General features: G+C 72.8%; 17 protein-coding genes. 5 read left to right on the top strand and 12 right to left on the bottom strand.

The window, feature by feature from the left end; translation table 11 throughout:
• Positions 1-58 precede the first annotated feature (58 nt).
• Together ACFWV2_RS11455 and ACFWV2_RS11450 are read left to right on the top strand one after the other, a co-directional pair.
• Positions 59-676 carry an ATP/GTP-binding protein gene (locus ACFWV2_RS11455; protein WP_384404892.1) on the top strand — a complete coding sequence of 206 codons (618 nt, stop codon included), beginning with the start codon at positions 59-61 and terminating at the stop codon, positions 674-676.
• Between the two features lie 29 nt (positions 677-705).
• On the top strand, positions 706-1,941 hold the full coding sequence (locus ACFWV2_RS11450; protein WP_384404796.1) for a styrene monooxygenase/indole monooxygenase family protein: 1,236 nt from the start codon (positions 706-708) through the stop codon (positions 1,939-1,941).
• A 163-nt stretch (positions 1,942-2,104) separates the two neighbouring features.
• On the opposite strand, the gene ACFWV2_RS11445 is transcribed toward ACFWV2_RS11450, so the two are convergent.
• On the bottom strand, positions 2,105-2,776 hold the full coding sequence (locus tag ACFWV2_RS11445; RefSeq protein ID WP_384404795.1) for a DUF4097 family beta strand repeat-containing protein: 672 nt from the start codon (positions 2,774-2,776) through the stop codon (positions 2,105-2,107).
• Between the two features lie 231 nt (positions 2,777-3,007).
• On the opposite strand from ACFWV2_RS11445, the gene ACFWV2_RS11440 reads away from it, so the two are divergent.
• Complete coding sequence (locus tag ACFWV2_RS11440; protein ID WP_384404794.1) at positions 3,008-3,760, top strand: helix-turn-helix domain-containing protein; 753 nt, start codon at positions 3,008-3,010, stop codon at positions 3,758-3,760.
• A 49-nt stretch (positions 3,761-3,809) separates the two neighbouring features.
• Here the strand turns inward: ACFWV2_RS11440 and ACFWV2_RS11435 are convergent, their stop codons facing one another.
• From ACFWV2_RS11435 to ACFWV2_RS11420, 4 genes are all read right to left on the bottom strand, one after another.
• A complete protein-coding gene (locus ACFWV2_RS11435; protein WP_384404793.1) occupies positions 3,810-5,306 on the bottom strand; it encodes an NlpC/P60 family protein in 1,497 nt (498 codons plus the stop codon).
• 74 nt (positions 5,307-5,380) lie between these two features.
• Positions 5,381-5,689, bottom strand: a complete 309-nt coding sequence (locus ACFWV2_RS11430) for a hypothetical protein (protein WP_384404792.1) — start codon at positions 5,687-5,689, stop codon at positions 5,381-5,383.
• A 48-nt stretch (positions 5,690-5,737) separates the two neighbouring features.
• Entirely contained in the window at positions 5,738-6,460 is a 723-nt protein-coding gene (locus ACFWV2_RS11425) for a TetR/AcrR family transcriptional regulator (protein WP_384404791.1), read from the bottom strand.
• Between the two features lie 250 nt (positions 6,461-6,710).
• Positions 6,711-7,646, bottom strand: a complete 936-nt coding sequence (locus ACFWV2_RS11420) for a diiron oxygenase (protein WP_384404790.1) — start codon at positions 7,644-7,646, stop codon at positions 6,711-6,713.
• 180 nt (positions 7,647-7,826) lie between these two features.
• Between ACFWV2_RS11420 and ACFWV2_RS11415 the strand changes: the two genes are divergently transcribed.
• Positions 7,827-8,936 carry a ferritin-like domain-containing protein gene (locus tag ACFWV2_RS11415; protein WP_384404789.1) on the top strand — a complete coding sequence of 370 codons (1,110 nt, stop codon included), beginning with the start codon at positions 7,827-7,829 and terminating at the stop codon, positions 8,934-8,936.
• Positions 8,937-8,944: 8 nt separating this feature from the next.
• On the opposite strand, the gene ACFWV2_RS11410 is transcribed toward ACFWV2_RS11415, so the two are convergent.
• The 7 genes from ACFWV2_RS11410 to ligD all read right to left on the bottom strand — a co-directional run bounded on the left by ACFWV2_RS11410 (position 8,945) and on the right by ligD (position 18,488).
• Entirely contained in the window at positions 8,945-10,465 is a 1,521-nt protein-coding gene (locus ACFWV2_RS11410) for a penicillin-binding transpeptidase domain-containing protein (protein ID WP_384404788.1), read from the bottom strand.
• Positions 10,466-10,496: 31 nt separating this feature from the next.
• The gene (locus tag ACFWV2_RS11405; protein WP_384404787.1) at positions 10,497-11,876 is read right to left on the bottom strand and encodes an FtsW/RodA/SpoVE family cell cycle protein; all 1,380 of its coding nucleotides are present in this window, start codon (positions 11,874-11,876) and stop codon (positions 10,497-10,499) included.
• A 60-nt stretch (positions 11,877-11,936) separates the two neighbouring features.
• Positions 11,937-13,208 (bottom strand): ATP-binding protein, encoded by a 1,272-nt coding sequence (locus ACFWV2_RS11400; protein WP_384404786.1) that lies wholly within the window; start codon positions 13,206-13,208, stop codon positions 11,937-11,939.
• Complete coding sequence (locus tag ACFWV2_RS11395) at positions 13,205-13,939, bottom strand: hypothetical protein (RefSeq protein WP_384404785.1); 735 nt, start codon at positions 13,937-13,939, stop codon at positions 13,205-13,207. Before ACFWV2_RS11395 ends, ACFWV2_RS11400 begins: the two co-directional genes overlap by 4 nt.
• Before the next feature lie 285 nt (positions 13,940-14,224).
• Positions 14,225-16,375 carry a PBS lyase gene (locus tag ACFWV2_RS11390; protein WP_384404784.1) on the bottom strand — a complete coding sequence of 717 codons (2,151 nt, stop codon included), beginning with the start codon at positions 16,373-16,375 and terminating at the stop codon, positions 14,225-14,227.
• 236 nt (positions 16,376-16,611) lie between these two features.
• On the bottom strand, positions 16,612-17,499 hold the full coding sequence (locus ACFWV2_RS11385; protein ID WP_384404783.1) for a DNA ligase: 888 nt from the start codon (positions 17,497-17,499) through the stop codon (positions 16,612-16,614).
• Positions 17,500-17,588: 89 nt separating this feature from the next.
• On the bottom strand, positions 17,589-18,488 hold the full coding sequence (ligD, locus tag ACFWV2_RS11380; RefSeq protein WP_384404782.1) for a non-homologous end-joining DNA ligase: 900 nt from the start codon (positions 18,486-18,488) through the stop codon (positions 17,589-17,591).
• A gap of 51 nt (positions 18,489-18,539) precedes the next feature.
• On the opposite strand from ligD, the gene ACFWV2_RS11375 reads away from it, so the two are divergent.
• Positions 18,540-19,598, top strand: coding sequence for a Ku protein (locus ACFWV2_RS11375; RefSeq protein WP_384404781.1), 1,059 nt, complete (start codon positions 18,540-18,542; stop codon positions 19,596-19,598).
• Positions 19,599-19,688: the final 90 nt, after the last annotated feature.

The raw sequence follows: 19,688 nt of genomic DNA, 5'->3' as shown, positions 1-19,688 counted from the left end.
CTCCGTCGTCTCCGACTCACCGGCGGTGACGGGCGTTCCCGTACAGCCCCAGACCGATCTGTTCGACCGGGATACCGCCGGCCCGGGCGCCGAGGACGGCGCACAGGACTGGCAGCTCGACCACACCCGCGCCCCGATCGCGACGAAGATCGTCGTCGCGGGCGGCTTCGGCGTCGGCAAGACCACCTTCGTCCGCGCGGTCTCGGAGATCACCCCGCTCCAGACCGAGGCGCTGATGACGCGGGCGAGCGAGGACACCGACGACCTCACCGCCACCCCGGACAAGCTCACCACGACCGTGGCGATGGACTTCGGCCGGATCACGCTCGACAATGACCTGGTGCTGTACGTCTTCGGTACGCCGGGACAGCAGCGCTTCTGGTTCATGTGGGACGACCTGGTGCGCGGCGCGATCGGCGCGGTCGTGCTGGCCGACACGCGCCGCCTGACCGACTGCTTTCCGGCCCTCGACTACTTCGAGAGCTGCGGACTGCCGTACATCGTGGCCGTCAACCACTTCGAGGGCACCGAGGCGTTCGAGGCGGAGGACGTCAGGGAAGCTCTGACGGTGCCGGCGCGCGTACCCGTGGTGATCATGGACGCGCGCAAGCGGTACAGCGTCATCGAGAGCCTGCTCGCGATGGTCGCGCACGCGCTCGAAGCCACCCCCGAATAGTTCTCCCCGTCACGCCAGGAGCACCACCCATGCGGAAGATACTCATAGTCGGCGCCGGCCAGTCCGGTCTGCAGCTCGCCCTCGGACTCCAGTCGGAGGGGTACGAGGTCACCCTCATGTCGAACCGGACGGCGGACGAGATCCGGTCCGGCCGGGTCATGTCCACGCAGTGCATGTTCCACACCGCGCTCCAGCACGAGCGGGACCTCGGCCTCAACTTCTGGGAGTCCCAGGCCCCGAAGATCGAGGGCCTCGGCGTCTCCGTCGCCGCCCCCGACTCCAGCCGGGCGATCGACTGGGTCGGGAAGCTCGACGGGTACGCCCAGTCCGTCGACCAGCGGGTCAAGATGGCCGGCTGGATGGAGACCTTCGCCCAGCGCGGCGGCCAGCTGGTGATCCACGGCGCGGCCGTCGGCGACCTGGACTACTTCTCCCGTAGCTACGACCTGGTGATGGTGGCGGCGGGCAAGGGCGAGCTGGTCTCGATGTTCGGCCGGGACGCGTCCCGTTCGCCGTACGCCGAGCCGCAGCGCGCGCTGGCCGTCGCGTACGTCCACGGCCTCGGCCCCCGCCCCGAGCACCCCGACTTCGACGCCGTCCGCTGCAACGTCGTCCCGGGCGTCGGCGAACTCTTCGTCATGCCGACCCTGACGACGGGTGGCCGCGCCGACATCCTCTTCTGGGAGGGCGTCCCCGGCGGCCCGCTCGACGCCTTCCAGGGCGTGAAGGACCCGGCGGAGCACCTGTCCCTGACCCTGGAGCTGATGGAGCGGTTCACGCCCTGGGAGTACGCGCGTGCCACCAAGGTCGAACTGACCGACGCGGGCGGCACCCTCGCCGGCCGGTACGCCCCGACGGTCCGCAACCCGATCGGCCGGCTCCCCGGCGGCGGTCTCGTCCTCGGTGTCGCCGACGTCGTCGTCGCCAACGACCCGATCACCGGCCAGGGCTCCAACTCGGCGTCCAAGTGCGCCGCCGCGTACCTCGCCGCCATCGTCGAGCGCGGCGAGGAGCCCTTCGACGAGGAGTGGATGCGGGGCGCCTTCGACCGCTACTGGCAGACGGCCCAGCACGTCACCAAGTGGACGAACGCGATGCTGGCCCCGCCGCCGGAGCACGTCCTGAACCTCCTCGGCGCGGCCGGGCAGCTCCAGCCCGCGGCCGACCGCTTCGCGAACGGCTTCAACGACCCGTCGGACTTCGAGAACTTCTTCTACGAGCCCGAGAAGACGAACGCGTACCTGGCGTCGCTCGCCGGGAACTGACGGACCGCGTCCCGGCCCCCACGGGCGGCCGGAGAACGCGGAGAGGGCGGCCGTACCCCGACGGGTGTCGGGGTACGGCCGCCCTCGTGCGTGGCGGGGGCTCGCGCCCACCGGGGATCGCGTTTGCGGACGGCCTTCGGGGTCGGAGGACCGAAGGCGCGGGTCAGAGGCTGCGGGCGGTGATGTCGCCGTAGGCGGTGGTCGCGTGGATGGCGAGCTGGGCCTCGGCGCCCTGGGAGTTCTGGAGGGCGTTGTCGACCCGGCCGTAGGAGGTGCCGGCGTCCAGGGTGGCGGAGACGCCGCGGGCGGCGCCGACCGAGATCGCGCCGTGCTCGGTCCGCAGGGTGACCGTGCCGCGCACGGCCTCCGTGATGGTGAGGTCGCCCTTCTGGCCGCTGATCTCCGCCGGGCCGCCCAGGCGGCCCACCGAGATGTCGCCGGCGGCGAGGGTGATGCGGGCGCCCGCGGTCTCGTCGAGCTTGACGGTGCCGTGCGCGCTCTCGTAGGTGACGTCGCCGAGGCGTCCGACACCCCGGAGTTCGGCGGTGGCCGTCGTGGCCTCGACGCGGGAGCCGGCGGGCAGCTGGACGGTGACCTCGACGGCACCGGAGTTCCCGAGGGCGCGGTTGCCGGCGTCGGCGGCCTCGATCCGCAGGACGCCGTCGCCGTAGGCGACCGTGATCCGCTCCGCCGCCTTCACGTCGCGGCTCTTGGAGGGGTCGGCGGGCAGGACCTCGACGGTGGTGTCGGTCCGGTCGGCGGCGATGAACCGGATGCGGCCGGCGGGGATGTCGAGGACGGCGGAGACGGGGGCGGAGGTGAGGAACTTCTGCATGGTCTTTTCCTTCGGTTCGTTGTTTCCGATGAGTGAAACGCTACGTTGCGTTCACAGTCTCGGCAATGAGGATGTTGCGCTGCGAGTGCATAGCCGCAGTTCAGAGCTGCTATTTCGTTGCACCGTCCTGTCACGTAACGCAACGTCAGGAGGAATTCCGTTGCAATGGAATGAAAGCGAACGCTATGGTGAAGGCGTAAGCGGCACAGAGGGAACGCGAAGGAGACCGTGATGCCGGGAGGCAGGCTCACCCAGCAGGAACGCCGGCAGATCGCGCTGGGGCTGGCCGACGGCCTCGCCTACGCGGAGATCGCCAGGCGGCTCGACCGCCCGACCTCCACCGTCACCCGCGAGGTGATGCGCAACGGCGGGCCCACCGCCTACCGTGCCGAACTGGCCCAACGGGCCACCGAGCGCCGCACCCACCGGCGGAAGCCTGCCGCGTCCCGGACGGCGACGGCACCCCCGCAGGCCCACGGCCGCGACGCCGACGCGGTGCGCGAGTTCGAGGAGACGTTCACGACCGTCCTCATGAGCTCGGGCATGCCCACGATGATGTCCCGGGTGATGGCCTGCCTCACCCTCACCGACACCGGCAGCCTCACCGCGTCCGAACTGGTCCAGCGCCTCCAGGTCAGCCCGGCGTCCATCTCCAAGGCGGTCGCGTTCCTGGAGGACCAGGGCTTCGTCACCCGCGAGCGCGACGAACGCCGCCGCGAGCGCTACATCGTCGACGACGACATCTGGTACCGGTCGATGATCGCCAGCGCCAGGTCCACCGCCCAGATCGTCGCGACCGCACGGCAGGGCGTCGGTGTCCTCGGCCCCGACACCCCGGCCGCCCACCGCCTGGAGAACGTCGCCCGCTTCCTCGACTTCGTCAGCGAGAGCACCGCCCGCGCCGCGGAACAGGCCCGCGACATCCTCACCCCCAGAGCCGCGGCACCCGCGGGGCCCCGGGAGTCGGACCCCGGACCGCGGTGACCGGCGAACCGGTGGTGCGGGGTCGGCGACCCGACGTCACCGGTGTCGTTCAGCCGCGGTCGTACCCCTCGTCCTGCCCGTCCCTGGCCCCCGCCGGGAGCGGCGGCGGCACGTACGCGGCCAGGGCCCTCCCGTCCGGGTCGGGGCGCACCGCTCCGAGCAGCGGATTCGCCGCGATCGGGGAGACCTTCACCTTCCCGCCCGGACGGGGCGCGTGCACCACGAGACCCTCGCCGAGGTAAACCGCCACATGGGTGGCGCCGGGGAAGTACACCACCAGGTCCCCCGGCCGAAGCTCCGCCCACGACACCCGGGGCAGGGTCGCCCACTGCTCCTGGCTGGTACGCGGCAGCTCCCGGCCCGCCGCCGCCCACGCCCGCTGGGTGAGGCCCGAGCAGTCGTAGGTCCCCGGGCCCTCCGCCCCCCACTCGTACGGCTTGCCGATCTGCCCCACCGCGAACCGCAGCGCCTCCGCGCCCGCCCGGGACGGGGTGCGCCGACCGTCCAGGACGCCGGAACCGAGGAGTTCGCGCTGCGCGCCGGCCGTCTGGACGCGCTCGAGCTCGGTGAGCCGGGCCAGTTGCCCGGGGGACAGCGCGGCGAGGAGTCTCTCGACCTCCGCGAGGCGGGCCCGTGCCTCGTCACGCCGGGTGCGCTGCGCGACGGCGAGGCCCTGCTGCCGGTCGAGGGCCTTCCTGGACGCGCTCGCAAGGGAGTCCGCCTGCCGCTCGGCCTTCGCCAGGCGGGACACGGCCTCGGCACGGTGGCGGCCGGCCCGGGCGATCAGATGCCCCTGGTCCAGGGCCGACCGCGGGTCCGGCGCCAGCAGCACCCGCAGGTACGAGGAGAGTTCGGACCTGCCCTGGTACTGGTCCCGGGCGATCCGGCCGGCCGCGGCACGCCCCTGCGCCAGGGCGGTCCGGGCGGCGGTGAGCCGGGCCGTGACCTTCTTGGTGTCGGCGGTCTGGAGCTTCAGGGCCTCGTCGGCGGCGTTGTACCGCTCGGTGGCCTCCTCGGCCCGCTGGTAGAGCGTGCGCAGCCGGGTGAGCAGGGCGGTGACGGAGTCACCACCGGGAGGGGGGAGGGCGGCGCCGTCATCGAGGGGGACGGGGCGAGCGGCCTCGGGTGAGCCGGGGGCGTCGGAGGACTCGGGAGAGCCGGGGACCTCGGGCTCTCCCGAGGTCTCGGGGGAGCCGGGGCCCTCGGGAGAGCCGGAGGCCTCGGGGGTGCGAGGGGCCGACGGGTCTCCGGGGGCCAGGGGGACCTCGCGGCCGTCGGGAGCCTCGGTGACGTCGGGGCCGTCAGGGCCGCCGGACGCCTCCGCGCCCTCGGGGTCGTCGACGCGGGTCTCGGGCTCGACGCGGGCGTCGGGATCGACGGGGCCCACCGGTTCCTTCGCGGGGTCCGCCCACGCGATCGGGGCCTCCGCCGGGGAGTCGGTCGGCGGGTCCGGGGCGGTGGCGCTCGCGGAGAGCGTCACCCCGGTGAACGCCGTCACCGCGGCCAGCGCCCCCGTGCAGACCGTACGCATCAGCCTTCGCGTCACGTCACCACCTCCACGGGGATGATGACGTGTCACTTCAACCGATTAACGTACGAATAGGGGCGCGTCCGGCGGCCTCACCCGTTCGGCTCAGCGTCCTTCACGGGCGGAGGCGTACCGCCGCCCGGCTTCGACCACGGCCACCTCAGCTCCCGCCGCTCGCGGCCGTCGGGCGCGTACGCGTAGACCCAGCCGCGCTGGAGCCCGAGCCGCTTCGTGTGGCCCGCGGGTTCGCGCCGGTACGCGTACACGGTCGGCGGGCGCCCGTCGTGCGCCGGGACCGGGACCTCGTACCACTTCGGCGGGTGGCCGGTCGGGCCGAGCAGGATCGGCAGGACCCGGCCGTCGAGGGGGCCGCCACGGAAGGGGGTGTTCTCGCTTCTCACCCCTCCAGTCTGCCCCGCTCACCCCTCCGGCCTCCCGCGCCTCCCCGCTCACAGGAGGTGGGCCGCCTCGCCCACCACCGGCATGACCCTCCGGGCGAGCCGTGCCACCGGCCCCTCGGGCGTCTCCTGGGCGAGGAGCAGCCCGACGACCCCGGCGGTCTCCTCGTCGCTCGCCGTGGTCGCGGCGAGCAGGGCGACGAGATGGTCGACGAGCCACTCCCGCAGTTCCCGGGCCGGTGGCTTCTTGTCCTCGTCGAGCCAGATGAGCGACGCGGCCTCCACGGCGGCGATCCACGTCCGCACCAGCATGCCGAGCCGGGGCCCGGGCCGCTCCACCCCCAGGTGGACGAGGATCTGCTCGGCGGCGGCCCGCCGCACCTCGTCGACGATCGCGCTCGTCCGGGAGGTCTCGGCGACGCTGCCGCCCCGCAGCAGCGCGCTGAACCCGGCGTCGTGCTCGTCGACGAAGGTCAGGTACCGGTCGAGGACCCGCCCGAGCCGCTCCGTGGGCGGGCCCTCGGGCGGCTCGGTGAAGCAGCGGTTCAGGGCGTCGGCGGACGAGCGCAGGGCGGCCTCGTACAACTGCTGCTTGCCACCGGGGAAGTAGCGGTAGACCAGCGGCCGGGAGACGCCGGCGGCCTCGGCGACGTCGTCGAGCGAGACGTCCTCGGGCGTCCGGTGGGCGAAGAGCCCCAGGGCCGCTTCGAGGAGCTGCCCGCGCCGCTCCTCGACACTGAGCCTGCGGTACGCGGGAGTGGCGGCGCTCGTCATGCTCCGCAGCGTAGCCGCGCGGCGCGCGGGCGGGTCGTCCGCAACCGACGCCGCAACCCGCGCGGCGCGCGCGGAACATCCGGAGCCGGACGCCGCAGCCCGGCGCCCACGGGTCGTCCGCAACCGGACGCCGCAACCCGCGCGGCGCGCGCGGAACATCCGGAGCCGGACGCCGCAGAGCCTGTCCGGAAGGTCCGCGAGCCCTGCCCTCCGGGCGGAAGGCGCTACGTTCCGGACACCACCCCCACCCTCACGCCAGCAGCCCCGAGGACTTCCAGAGCCGGCGTCCCGGCCCGCGCAGCACCCCGATGTCGTCGAGGAAGTCGGTGAGGCGCCTGGCGCCGGACTGCATGACCTCGCGCCGGTGTCCGCTCGCGCGCACCTGCGCGACGGCCTCGCGCCGGTCCAGCCCCACGGCCTCGTACACCCCCGGGTTGACGAAGCAGGTGGAGAAGACCCGGGCGGCCTCACCGCAGCTGAGCCGGGTGAGCTCCTGTTCCCAGCGGGGGGCGGTCACCATCTGGCGCCGCAGTTCCTCGCGGGCGTACCGCACATGGCGTGCCTCCTCCACCACGTGGATGCGGGTCACCCCGCGGACGAGGGTCTGCACCCGCTCGTCCGGGAAGGTCAGCCGCTGCATCCAGTCGAGGATCTCCTCGCCGAGCAGGGTGGCGGCGAAGGACCCGGGAGTCGTGGAGACGGTCTTCAGGAGGCGCGCGAGGTTGTGGTGGAGCCTGGGGACCGGGTAGGCGGGGGTGCCGCTCCGCTGGATCATCCGGGCGAACATCATCGAGTGCCGGCACTCGTCGGCGATCTCGGTGAGCGCGTACCTCACATGATGACTGGTCAGGGACTTGTCGTAGATGTGCCGGACGAGCAGCTGCATGAGGATGATCTCGAACCAGATGCCGAGCGAGGCGAGTGACGCCGCCTCGTGACGCGACAGGTCGATCCGCTGCTCCTCGGACATCCGGCGCCAGAGCGGGGTGTCGTAGAGCGACACGAGCTCCGGTGGCCAGAACCACCTGCCGTCCTCGAACGGCGCGTCCCAGTCGAGCTCGGCGTCCGGGTCGTAGGAGTGTTTGCGGGAGGATTCCAGAAGGCGCTCGGCGATCTGCTCGCGGTCGCGCAGCGGCCCCAGGGCATCCCTGAGGAGGCTGAGATCGGGCTCGGTGAAGGGGGTCATGGTGGGAGACACCTCGCTGTGCTCGCCGACACGTTACCGGGGGTCACTGTCTATAAGACTGCTCGTCAGTAATGCCGTCAATCCCCTCGGTGCGACTTGTTGACGATCCGTCTACCACCGTGTGAGCCTGGCGAGTGGACTCGCACCACGGGAACGGTCCCACCCCCGAAGGAGGCGTCAGTGTCGACGCGCGACCTCTACACCACGGCCCCGTCCACCCCCACCTGGCAGGTCCCCGCCACCGGCGCCGCCCGCTTCTCCTGGGAGTACGAGGACGGCCGCGAGCGCCTCCTCGCCCTCTACCAGAAGGGCAAGGACAAGCAGTGGGACGGATCCACCCGGATCGACTGGGACCTGGAGGTCGACCCGTACGACCCGCTCGGCACCCCCGACGAGGTCCTCACCCTCCACGGCACCCGCCACTGGGCCAAAATGACCGAGAAGGACAAGGGCGACCTGCGACGGCACTACGCCTCCTGGCAGTTCAGCCAGTTCCTCCACGGCGAGCAGGGCGCCATGATCTGCGCCGCCCGGATCGTCGAGTCCGTCCCCGACCTGGACGCCAAGTTCTACTCGGCCACCCAGACCATGGACGAGGCCCGGCACGCCGAGATCTACGGCCGCTTCCTCCACGACAAGATCGGCATGCTCTACCCGATCAACGACAACCTCAAGGGCCTCCTCGACGACACCCTGCGGGACTCCCGCTGGGACATGCCCTACCTCGGCATGCAGGTCCTCATCGAAGGGCTCGCCCTCGCCGCCTTCGGCATGATCCGCGACACCACCGACAAGCCGCTCCCGAAGCAGATCCTGGCGTACGTCATGCAGGACGAGGCCCGGCACGTGGCCTTCGGGCGGATGGCCCTGCGCGACTACTACCGCCAGCTCTCGGACGCCGAACTCCGCGAACGCGAGGAGTTCGTCATCGAGGGCTGCCACCTCATGCGGGACCGGCTGCGGGGCGTCGAGGTCCTGGAGAACTTCGGCATCCCGAAGAAGGAGGCCGAGGAGTTCAGCGAGCAGAGCGAGTTCCTGCACCTCTTCCGCAAGCTCCTCTTCAGCCGGATCGTCCCCTGCGTCAAGGACATCGGCCTGTGGGGCGAGCGCCTCCAGAAGGCCTACCTCGACATGGGCGTCTTCGACCTCGGCGACTCGAACCTCGACCTGCTGATGACGCAGGACGAGGAGATCGCGGAGCGGCTCGACGCGGAGCGTTTCGCGGCTGAGGAGCAGGCCAGGGTGGCGGAGGTGGAGGACGCGATCGCGGAGGGCGCGACGGGGGAGTGACCAGGTCCTCAGGGCTCGCGGCCCCCGGCACCTGATCCGAACGGGTGGCCCTGGCCTCTCCGGCCCTCCGCCTCCAGCCGCAGCGCCTCCGTCATCACCGCCTTCGCGATCGGAGCCGCGCTGCCGCCCCCGCTGATGTCCGTACGGGCGGCCTCCGCGTCCTCGACGACCACCGCCACGGCGACGGCCGGCTGGGCCGCGTCGCCGGCCTGGGCCCAGGCGATGAACCAGGCGTACGGGGTCCCCGTGTTGCCGAAGCCATGCTGGGCCGTGCCCGTCTTGCCGCCGACCCGGGCCCCGGGGATCGCCGCGTTCGTCCCCGTCCCCTCCTCGACCGCCCTCACCATCAGCCGCTGGAGCTGGAGCGCCGTCGAGGGGTTCATGGCCAGGCGGTGACTGCGCCGGCCGGTGCGGTCGACCGTGATGCCGCCCGAGGTCGTCGTGCGGTCGACGAGGTACGGGTGGGCGATCTCCCCGTTGTTGGCGACCGCCGCCGCCACCATGGCCATCTGGAGGGGCGTCGCCGTCGTGTCGAACTGCCCGATCGACGACAGGGCCAGCTGGTCCGGGCTCATCTCCCGGTCGAAGTTGGATCTGGCCACCCAGGACGGCACCCGGAGCGTGGTGTCGTTGAAGCCGAATTCCTCGACCGCGTCGACCATCCCGGTCAGGCCCACCTTCACCCCGAGCCCGGCCATCACGGTGTTGCAGGACCACTGGACGGCGTACGCGAGGGAGGCGTCCTCGCACCCCTTCGCCTCGTTGGGGAGCACCTGCCGGGTGCCGGGCAGCACGAACGGGTCGGGGGTGTCCGTCGGCGCGTCCACGTCCCGTACCGCTCCGGCGTCCAGGGCCGCGGCCGCCGTCACGATCTTGAACGTGGAGCCCGGGGGGTACGTCTGCCGCAGCGCCCGGTTCAGCATCGGCTGGTTCGGCGAGGTGGTGAGCCGCTTCCAGGCGTCCTTGACCTCCGGGCCGGTCCCGGAGAGGACACCGGGGTCGTACGAGGGCGAGCTGACGAGCGCCAGGATCCGACCGCTGTGCGGCTCCACGGCCACCACCGCGCCGCGTTTCCCGCCGAGCCCCCGGAAGGCGGCCTCCTGCATCGACGACCGGATCGTCGTCACGACGTCGCCGCCGGGCTGCCGGCCGCGGGTGAGGTCGTTCCAGAGGGGGAGCGGGGCCAGCATCGGGTCGGTGCCGGCCAGGACGGCGTCCTCGGCGTGCTCGACGAGGGTGGTGCCATAGGTCTGCGAGGCGTAGCCGGTCAGCGGCGCGTACAACGGCCCCTTGCGGTAGGTCCGTTCCCAGCGCAACTGCTGTCCGCTGTCCCGGGAACCCGTCACGGGCTTCCCTTCGACGACGATGTCACCACGCGGCTGCTCGTACCGGTCGATCGCGATGCGGCGGTTGGCGGGGTTGCCGTCGAGGGACTCGGCCTCGAGGACCATCACCCGGGCGGAGTTGACGAGGAGCGCCACGAGCAGGACGAGGCAGAGTCCGGCGGCCCGCCGGGCATACCGGATCACGACTCCGCCCCCCTCGTACGACACACGAGGCTCACGAGGCCCCCTCCTTGACGGGGGTGAGCGTCCCCGTGTCGGCGGCGTCGGGCTCCGGGGCGCGTGCCGAGTCGCTGACGCGGATGAGCAGCGCCACGATCACCCAGTTGGTGACGACCGACGAACCGCCCTGGGCGAGGAACGGCATCGCCATGCCCGTCAGCGGGATCAGGCCCATCACCCCGCCCGCGATCACGAAGACCTGGAGCGCCACGATCGAGGCGAGCCCGATGGCGAGGAGCCGCCCGAAGGGTTCGCGCAGCGAGAGGCCGGCGCGGTATCCCCGGGCGACGAGCAGCGCGTACAGGACGAACAGCGCGGTCAGGCCGACGAGCCCGAGCTCCTCGCCCGCCGTGGCGAGGATGAAGTCCGATTTGGCGGCGAACCCGATGAGGACGGAATGGCCGAGACCGAGCCCGCTGCCGAGCATGCCCCCGGCGGCGAAGGAGAACAGCGACTGGGCGAGCTGCCCCGGGCCGTCCCCCGCCCGGATCGAGGCGAAGGGGTCGAGCCAGTCCTGCACCCGGCTGTGCACATGAGGTTCGAGGGAGCCGACGAGGACGGCGCCGGCGGAGGCCAGCACCAGGCCGACGGCGATCCAGCCGATCCGGCCGGTGGCCACGTACAGCATGATCACGAAGAGCCCGAAGAAGAGCAGCGACGTGCCCAGGTCCCGCTCCAGGACGAGTACGCCGACGCTCAGCAGCCAGATCGCCACGACGGGCCCGAGGACCCGACCGGCGGGCAGCTGGAACCTCCAGATCCGGCGCCCGGCGTACGCGAGCGCGTGGCGGTTGGCGGCGAGGTAGGCGGCGAAGAAGACGGCGAGCAGGATCTTGGCGAACTCACCCGGCTGGAAGGACAGGCCGCCGATCCGGATCCAGATCTTGGCCCCGTTCACGGCCGGGAAGAAGATCGGCAGGATCATCAGGGCGAGCGCGGCGGCCACCGACACGTACGCGTACCCCTGGAGCGCGCGATGGTCGCGGAGCAGCAGGACGACCACGATGAAGAGCGCGACCCCCAGCGTCGACCAGACCAGCTGGGGCGCGGCCGCCTGGTCCCTCGGCGTCTCCAGGTCGAGCCGGTAGATCAGGACGAGCCCGAGGCCGTTGAGCAGCACGGCGATCGGCAGCAGCAGCGGATCGGCGTACGGGGCGCGGAAGCGGACCGCGAGATGGGCGACGAGCGCGAGCAGACCGAGCCCGGCCCCGTAGCGGACGGCGTCCGGCGGCACGGCGCCGCTGCGGGCGAGACCGACCTCGGCGTAGCCGTAGACGGAGATGAGGACGGCGCAGACGAGGAGGGAGAGTTCCACGCCGCGGCGCTTCGGGATGCGTACCCCGGGCGGGGGCGCGTCCGTTCGCGGTGCGGTCATGGCCGCAACGTAGCAAGCGGTATGCCCTATGTCCCTTTTGTGTGACGGTGTGCCGTGCTGTCACTCCTGCGGCGCGTCGTCCGAGAGGTGGACGTACTCGGGCAGCCGCAGCAGGGCCTCGGCCCCGCCCCCCGGCGCCCCGGTGAACACGAGCGCGGCCCCGATCACCTCCGCCTGCCCCACCGCGATCGTCAGCCCGAGCCCGTGCCCCTTGCCGCCGCTCTCGGTCCGGAAGCGCTGCGGCCCCGACTCGATCAGATACCCGGGATAGCCGGGGCCGCGGTCCCGCACGGACACGACGGGCCCGTCCACCGTCACCACCACCGGAGGAGCACCGTGCTTGTGCGCGTTGGCGACCAGATTGCCGAGCACCCGCTCAAGACGGCGCCGGTCCGTCTCCACCGTCGCGTCCCGCACGACCCGCACCTCCGTGTCCGTGCCCGACGCGCGCACCACCCGCTCGGCGAGCGGGCCGAGTTCGTGCACGGCCAGGTCCACGGTCTCGTTGCGCGCGTCGAGCCGCGAGATCTCCAGGAGGTCCTCGGTCAGCGCCCGCATCGCCCGTACCCGGTCCCGTACGAGCTCCGAGGGCCGCCCTTCCGGCAACAGTTCGGCGGCCGCGGACAACCCGGTCAGGGGCGTGCGCAGCTCGTGCGCCACATCGGCGGTGAACCGCTGTTCGCTCTGCAGCTTGCGCTGGAGCGAGGAGGCCATCGTGTCGAGCGCTCCGGAGACCGTCGCCACCTCGTCCTGCGGGCGCGAGGGGTCCTTCGTACGGGGATCGTCCACGCGCGCGTCGAGATCGCCGGCACTGATCCGGCGGGCCACCTGGGCGGTCAGGTGCAGCCGCCGCGTGACCCGGGTGACCGCGAAGGCGCCCACGAGCAGCGTCGCCCCGATGGCGAGCACGGACGAGCCGAGGATCGAGCGGTCGAGCGCGTCGATGGTCTCGGCGCTCTGGGTGTGATCGACGCGTACGGCGAGGGCGCGGCCGTCCGCCGGGCCCGCCGCCCACATCGCGGGGTGGCCCCGGTCGTCCCCGACCATCGTGCCGCGCTCGCCCCGGACGGCGAGGGCACGCAGGGACGCCGGGAGCCCGACCGGGTCGAGCCCGGCGAACCGGGGGAGCGGCTCACCGGCCTCGTACAGCCGGGTCACGTCGGCGAGCCGTGCGAGTGCCTTCTCCCGGGAGTCGTCCGCGGTCTGCGCGGTCACCGACACATGGACGAGGATGCCCAGCAGGGCGGCGAGGGCGCAGCACATCACCGCGATGAAGACGGCGGCCTTCCACGTCAGCGTCGCGGTCCAGGCGGGCGGCCGGGGCGCCCTCACGGGGTCTCCGCGGGCAGCGGCACGGGAGCGACGGAGGGGCTGGGGCTCACGAGCCGGGGCACGGGCACGCCCGTCCCCGGGTGCCGGACCCGCACGATCTCGTCGCGGGTGGGCAGCATGCTCCGCTGCTGCTCGTCCCAGGACCAGGCGGTGCGGTACTCGTACCCCGGGATCCCCGCCGACGCGACCCGCATGATCAGGTCCCGCCCGGCCAGCTCCACGCTGATGACCTGGTCGACCGTGGACATGATCCGGGTGAGCCCGCCGTTCTCGGCGAGGTAGACCCGCACCCCGACCTGCTGCTCGGGCATCCGGATGCCGACGATCAGCTCGTCCCGGCCGTTCCCGGTGAGGTCGCGGTAGTACGGCCGCATGACGGGACACGCGCGGGGAGCGGTGTCGCAGGCGGCGATCGCACGGGCGGTCTCCTCGTACATCCCGTCGGGCCCGCTGTACACACCGGTCCGCACCTCGGCACGGACGACCGCGACGGCGTCGACGGAACGGACGTCGTTGTCGGCGACCGCGATGCCGGGGACACGCGCGGTGTCGGACTCCCCGTAGTCGATGGGCGGATCGGTGGCGGGCGGCAGATCGGGCCAGAGCCGGACGGGCCCCACGGCGGGGGACGCGACCCCGGCGCTCCTGAGCCCGCCTTCACCCCCGCACCCGACGAGCACGAGAGCACACAGGACACCGCAGACGGCGATCAACGCTCCGAGCGGTCGCATGTGTCTCCTCCTAGGCCCTGAGGAGACCATATTCGGAGGGAGGTACCTCTTGCCCACCGACGGGATTCACGAGGTGAGGCCGCCCGACGACAGAAGAGGGGGCCGTGTGGAGGGGGGTCGTGTCCGGGAGGTAGACCGTGATGTGTGGCGCGGGAGAAACGCGAACCCTCCGGGCCCCTCAGGCGCCGTACATCGTGCGGTCCCGGACACGACCTCCGGATCGATCCCCACGCACGGGCCACGCAGAGCTGCCCCACCCCCCCGGCTCGGCAGCCGAACGACCCCTCAGAACACCCCTCGCTCCATCCGGGCCAGCGCCGCCCGGCACAAGGTCAGGAGCTTCTCGTCGAGATGGACGTCATGACTGCCGGAGGCGCCTTCGCGCGCGTTGTGCCGCCGCCGCCGCGTCAGCTCCGTGAGCACCACCAACTGCGCCTCCGACGCCGCGGGCCCCATCTCCGCCAGACACTCCGCGACGTCCACGCGCGCGTGCCGGTTCTCCTCCCAGGCCGCCAGCAGCACCGGCAGGGCCGTCGCCGCGTCCCCGGACACCCGCCACAGCGCGGCGGCGCTGCGGACCCGCACCCACAGGTCCCGCGAGGCCAGACCGGGCAGGAGGGCCGGCGCGGCCGCGCCGGCGGCCGGCCCGATCTCACCGAGCGCCTGCGCGGCGGCGCACCGCTCCGCACCCGAGGCACCCGGCCCGAGCCACCGCTCCAGGGCCGCCAGGACCTCACGCACCTCACCCTCGGCCGCCCACAGGGCCCGCGCCGCCGTCGTGGCGACGGACGCCGACTCGGCGGCCAGGAGTCTTCGCATGTCGGGTACGGCATCCCGGGCGGCGGGCCCGAAGGCCGCCAAGGTCCTGAGGGCGGCCTCCCGCACCCAGTCGCGCCGGTTCGGAGGCGCCCCGCGCAGGACCCGCAGGACCTCGGGTACGGCCTGGCGGCCCCGAACGGCCGCGAGGGCGTACAGCAGGGGCGCGGCCCGGTCGTAGAGCCGCTCGTCGAGGTCGACCTCGGCGAGCCGGCGCCGCAGGAGCGGGGCGAGCATCGCCGCCGAGGGCCCGAGGCCGTCCGTGGCGTAGAGCAGGTCCCGCCGTACCTCGCCCTCCTCCAGGGCGCGGGCGAGCAGGGGTACGGCCCGGGTGTCCCCGGCGCGGGCCAGCGCGAGGAGGGCCCCGTCCCGTCCGGACCGCCCGACGAACGCGCTCTGCCCGCCGGCCCCGGGCCCCGGCCCGCCACGCGACCCAGCGAGCGACCCCGGGCCCGACCACGCGGAGGGCCCGGACGTCAGCCGTGCGGCCAGCGCGTCGGCCGCGGGGGCGCCCAGCTCGAAGAGCCGCTCCAGGAACGAGGTGGCGGCCTCCCGGAGCCGTGGCTCGGGATCGTGCAGCTGGGCGCCGACGAGCCGGACGACCTCTTCGTACCGCCCGCGCCAGATCCGGATCAAGCCGCCGCACAGCCAGATCGCGTCGGAGCGCTGCCCCCAGTCGGGGCTGCGCAGCTGCGCGAGGATCAGCGCGATGCGGTCGTCGACACGGTCGTCGAGGGCGGTGTGCAGGGTTCGGAGCAGTTCCTCGGTCCAGGGTGCGGGCCGCCCGGCGGCGTGCTCCTCGAGGAGTTCGCGGACCTGCCCGATGAGGGTGGGCGCGGCGTGCCGGGACCCGTCGGAGCCGGGGGCGGCGGACGCGCGGGCCGTGGTCCGGATCTCCTCCAGGAGGCCCGTCACCCGGGGCACGACGTCGTCCGGGATGTCGCCGGGCGCGCACCGCGCACGCTGGACGAGCGCCGCGAGACGGAGCCCGGGGTCGTGCGCGGCGCGCGCGAGCCAGCCGAGCCAGTCGACGATCTCTGCGCGTAGCACCGCGTGCCGCAGGGCGATCCGTCCGAGGGCGGCGACGAGGGCGAGCCGCACCTCCGTGTCCCGCTCGACGGTGAGCCGTTCCCGCAGCAGGGTCAGGACCCGGACGGGCTCGGGGTGGAGCGAGGCGAGGGCGCAGGGCGCGGTCAGCCGTACCTCGGGGTCGGGGTCGGAGGCGAGCCCGAGGAAGACGTCGGCGCCGGCGGCGATGGCGGCCGCGGCCATGGCGTAGTTGGCCGCGGGAATGAACTCCTCGTCGTCCGGGTCGAGTTCGTCCAGTTCCTCGTCGTCGTCGAGTTCGATGCCGCCGATGCTGGTGAGGAGCTCGACGAGGCAGCCGCGGTCCTGGACGGCAGGGTCGGCGACGAGTTCGAGGAGGAAGGGGATGCAGGCGAGGGTGGAGTCGTAGACGTCGCCCTGGTGGTGCACGGCGCCGTACATCCCGTCGAGGGCGGTCTCCCGCTCCGCGGGATCGGCGGAGGCGAGTCCGCGGAGGAGCTCCGGCACGTCGTCCGCGGGGCCGTACGCATGCCCCAGTGAGGCCCAGTCGACCTCCTCGATCCCCGTCAGCATGTGCCAGGCCGCCTTCCCCGTGAGCCCTGTACCAGGCAGCAAGTGTGCACCACGGGACGTGAAGCAAGGCCTTACCGGCGACACGGGACGTGCGGGCACCCCGAGTTGCGACTTCTTTGCGCCATGTACGGTACGCAGCAGGGCAGTTGCGCTGCGTACGGGTCACTCGACCCGAAGACGCCACCCCCTGCGCTCCCTTCACCCCCCACCCCCTCACCCCCCGACGTCCCCACCCCTCACGCCTCCGACCGAACCCGCACGAACGTCGCGTTCTCCTGCCGCTGCCGCCCCGCGAGCTGCCGCAGCTCGACCGGTACGGGCGGTTCCACCCACCGCACGGGCCCGTGCTCCGGGTCCGGGGTGAGGGGCCCGGCGCGGTCGCCCACCAGCGCCCCGACCTCGCGCGACTGCGCCGGGGTGAGCCGCGGGGAGGTGGTCACGGTGCGGCCGTCGGCGAGACGTACGACGAGGGCACGGGGCCGTTCGGCGGGGCCGAGGACGCCGAGAAGCAGACCGTCGCCGGTGTCGGCGTGCCGGACCTTGCGCCAGGCCCAGGTGGGCCCCGCCCGGTAGGGGGAGCCGAGCCTCTTGGCGACGATCCCTTCGACTCCGGCGTCGCGCAGGTCCCGGAACCAGTCGTGGGCGGTCGACTCGTCGAGGGTGGCGAGGACGCGCTGGAGCGGCGGCTCGGCCTCCCGCAGAGCCGTACCGAGCAGCTCCCACCGGTCGCGGAGCGGCAGAGCCCGGACGTCGCGCCCGGGGACGGCGAGGAGGTCGAAGGCGATGTACGAGACGGGCACCCCGGTCCTGGCGCGGTCCGCGGGGGACCGGAGGAGGTCGGTGAAGCTGAGCCGCCCTTCCCGGTAGGCGCAGAGTTCCCCGTCGAGGACGATCCCGGGCGGGAGCTGTCGCCGCAGGTGCGCGGCGGTCTCGGGGAACTCGGGAGCGAGGTCGCGGCGGGAGCGGGACTGGAGGACGACCTTGCCGTCGTCGAGGACGAAGGCGAGCGCACGGAACCCGTCCAGCTTGAGTGAGTACTGGAGCTGCCGTGGCGGCTCGCCCTGTGCGGGGATCTCGTCGGCGGCCCGTGGCCGCATGACGTCGACGGGCGGGGCCAGCGCCACGGCCCCGGACCCGCGCACCCCGGCGCGGGCCCCGGGCCCCCGAACCCCGGCGTCACCCCGACCCGCGGGACGGTCGGGGCGGGCCGGGCTCATGGCAGCTCTCCGGCCCGTTCGGGTGCGAAGAGGGGTGCCAGGAGCTCCCCGTACCGCTCCAGACGTGGCGTGATGTCGTCCATGAGGAGAACGAGGGCTTCCGGATCCGGGGCCGACAGGCCGGCGCACTCCTCCACCTCCTCCCAGGTGACGGGCGCGGACACGGTGGGCAGGGCCCGCGCGCGCAGGGTGTAGGGGGTGGCGGTGGTCTTGGCGGCGGCGTTCTGGCTGTGGTCGACGAAGACCTTCCCGGGCCGCAGGGCCTTGGCCATGCGGTGGACGACCAGCCGCGGCAGCGCCGCCTCCGCCTCGACGGCGAGCTGTCGGGCGTAGGCAGAGACGTGTGCGGAGGGTGTGGGGACGATCGGCACGAGCAGGTGCAGCCCCTTGGAGCCGGAGGTCTTGGCGTAGGCGTGGAGGCCGTCCGCGGTGAGCCGCTCGCGCAGGTACAGCGCGACCCGGCAGCACTCGACGACGGTCGCCGGCGGCCCCGGGTCGAGGTCGAACACGAGCCGGTCGGCGACGGCGGGGGAGGAGGCCCGCCACTGCGGGGTGTGGAACTCCACCACGAGGTTCGCCGCCCACATCAGGGAGGCCAGGTCGTCGATCACCACCTGCCGGGCCCGGGGGTCCTCGGAACGGGGTACGGGCGTGGTCCTCACCCAGGAGGGTGTGCCGGGCGGAGGATTCTTGGTGAAGAAGAGCTGGCCCTCCGGGCCGTCCGGATAGCGCAGGAAGGACACCGGCCGGTCCCGCAGATGCGGCAGGATCGCGGCCCCGACGGTGGCGTAGTAGTGGAGCACCTCGCCTTTGTGGGTGCCGGTGACCGGGTGGAGCACCTTGTCCAGGTTGCTGAGCGCCAGGCGCCGCCCCTCCACCTCCGTGAGAGGCGTCATACGATGACAATCCCCACGAATCGTGTCTTTTAGGCTCGAAAGGTAAGAAACGTGCGATCCATCTGGAACGGCGCCATCTCCTTCGGCCTTGTCAGCATCCCGATCAAGCTGGTGAACGCCACGGAGAGCCATTCGGTCTCCTTCCGTCAGATCCACACCGAGGACGGCGGCCGGGTCCGCTACAAGAAGGTGTGCGAGCTGGACGGGGAGGAGCTGACGACGCCGGAGATCGGCAAGGCGTACGAGGACGCCGACGGGACCATGATCCCGATCACCGACGAGGACCTGGCGGCCCTGCCGCTCCCGACGGCGAAGACGATCGAGATCGTGGCCTTCGTACCGGCCGGTGAGATCGACCCGCTCCAGATGGACGCCGCGTACTACCTCTCGGCGAACGGCGTGCCGGCGGCCAAGCCGTACACCCTGCTCCGCGAGGCGCTCAAGCGCAGCGACAAGGTGGCGGTGGCGAAGTACGCCCTCCGGGGGCGGGAGCGGCTCGGCATGCTCCGGGTCGTGGACGACGTGATCGCGATGCACGGGCTGCTCTGGCCGGACGAGATCCGCGCCCCGGAGGGCGTGGCCCCGGAGACCCCGGTCGCGGTACGGGACGCCGAACTCGACCTGGCCGACGCCCTGATGGCCACGCTCGGCGAGGTCGACATGAGCACCCTGCGCGACGACTACCGGACCGCGGTCGAGGAGATGATCGCGGCGAAGGCGGAGGGCGGCGAGGCCGTCGCTCCCCCGGCCCCGGGGGAGGCGCAGGGCGGCCGGGTGATCGACCTGATGGCGGCCCTGGAGAGCAGCGTCAGGGCGGCGAAGGAGGCCCGCGGCGAGGATGCCGTGGTGACGGAACTCAAACCGCGCGGGACGCCGAAGGAGACGGGCGGCAAGAAGTCCACGTCCCGGACACCGGCGAAGAAGACGGCGACGCCGGCCCGCAAGTCGACGTCGACCGCCGACGCGGAGACGAAGGAGACACCGAAGAAGGCCACCACCAGGAAGACGGCGGCGAAGAAGAAGACCACGGCGTCGAAGACCCCGGCCGAGAGGACCGCGTCCAAGAAGACGACGACGAAGAAGGCGACCCCACGCAAACGCACGGCCTGATCCGCCCGGGCTGACGTCACCTCCACCGGGACCACCCGAACGAACCACGGATACCGATTCGGCTGATCACCGTATCCGGGTGCGGCACAA

The organism is Streptomyces sp. NPDC058671 (assembly GCF_042716475.1).
In the GTDB taxonomy this organism is placed as follows: domain Bacteria; phylum Actinomycetota; class Actinomycetes; order Streptomycetales; family Streptomycetaceae; genus Streptomyces.
The sequence above is the reverse complement of the archived record's forward strand: the minus strand, read 5'-3'. Positions and strand labels throughout refer to the sequence as shown.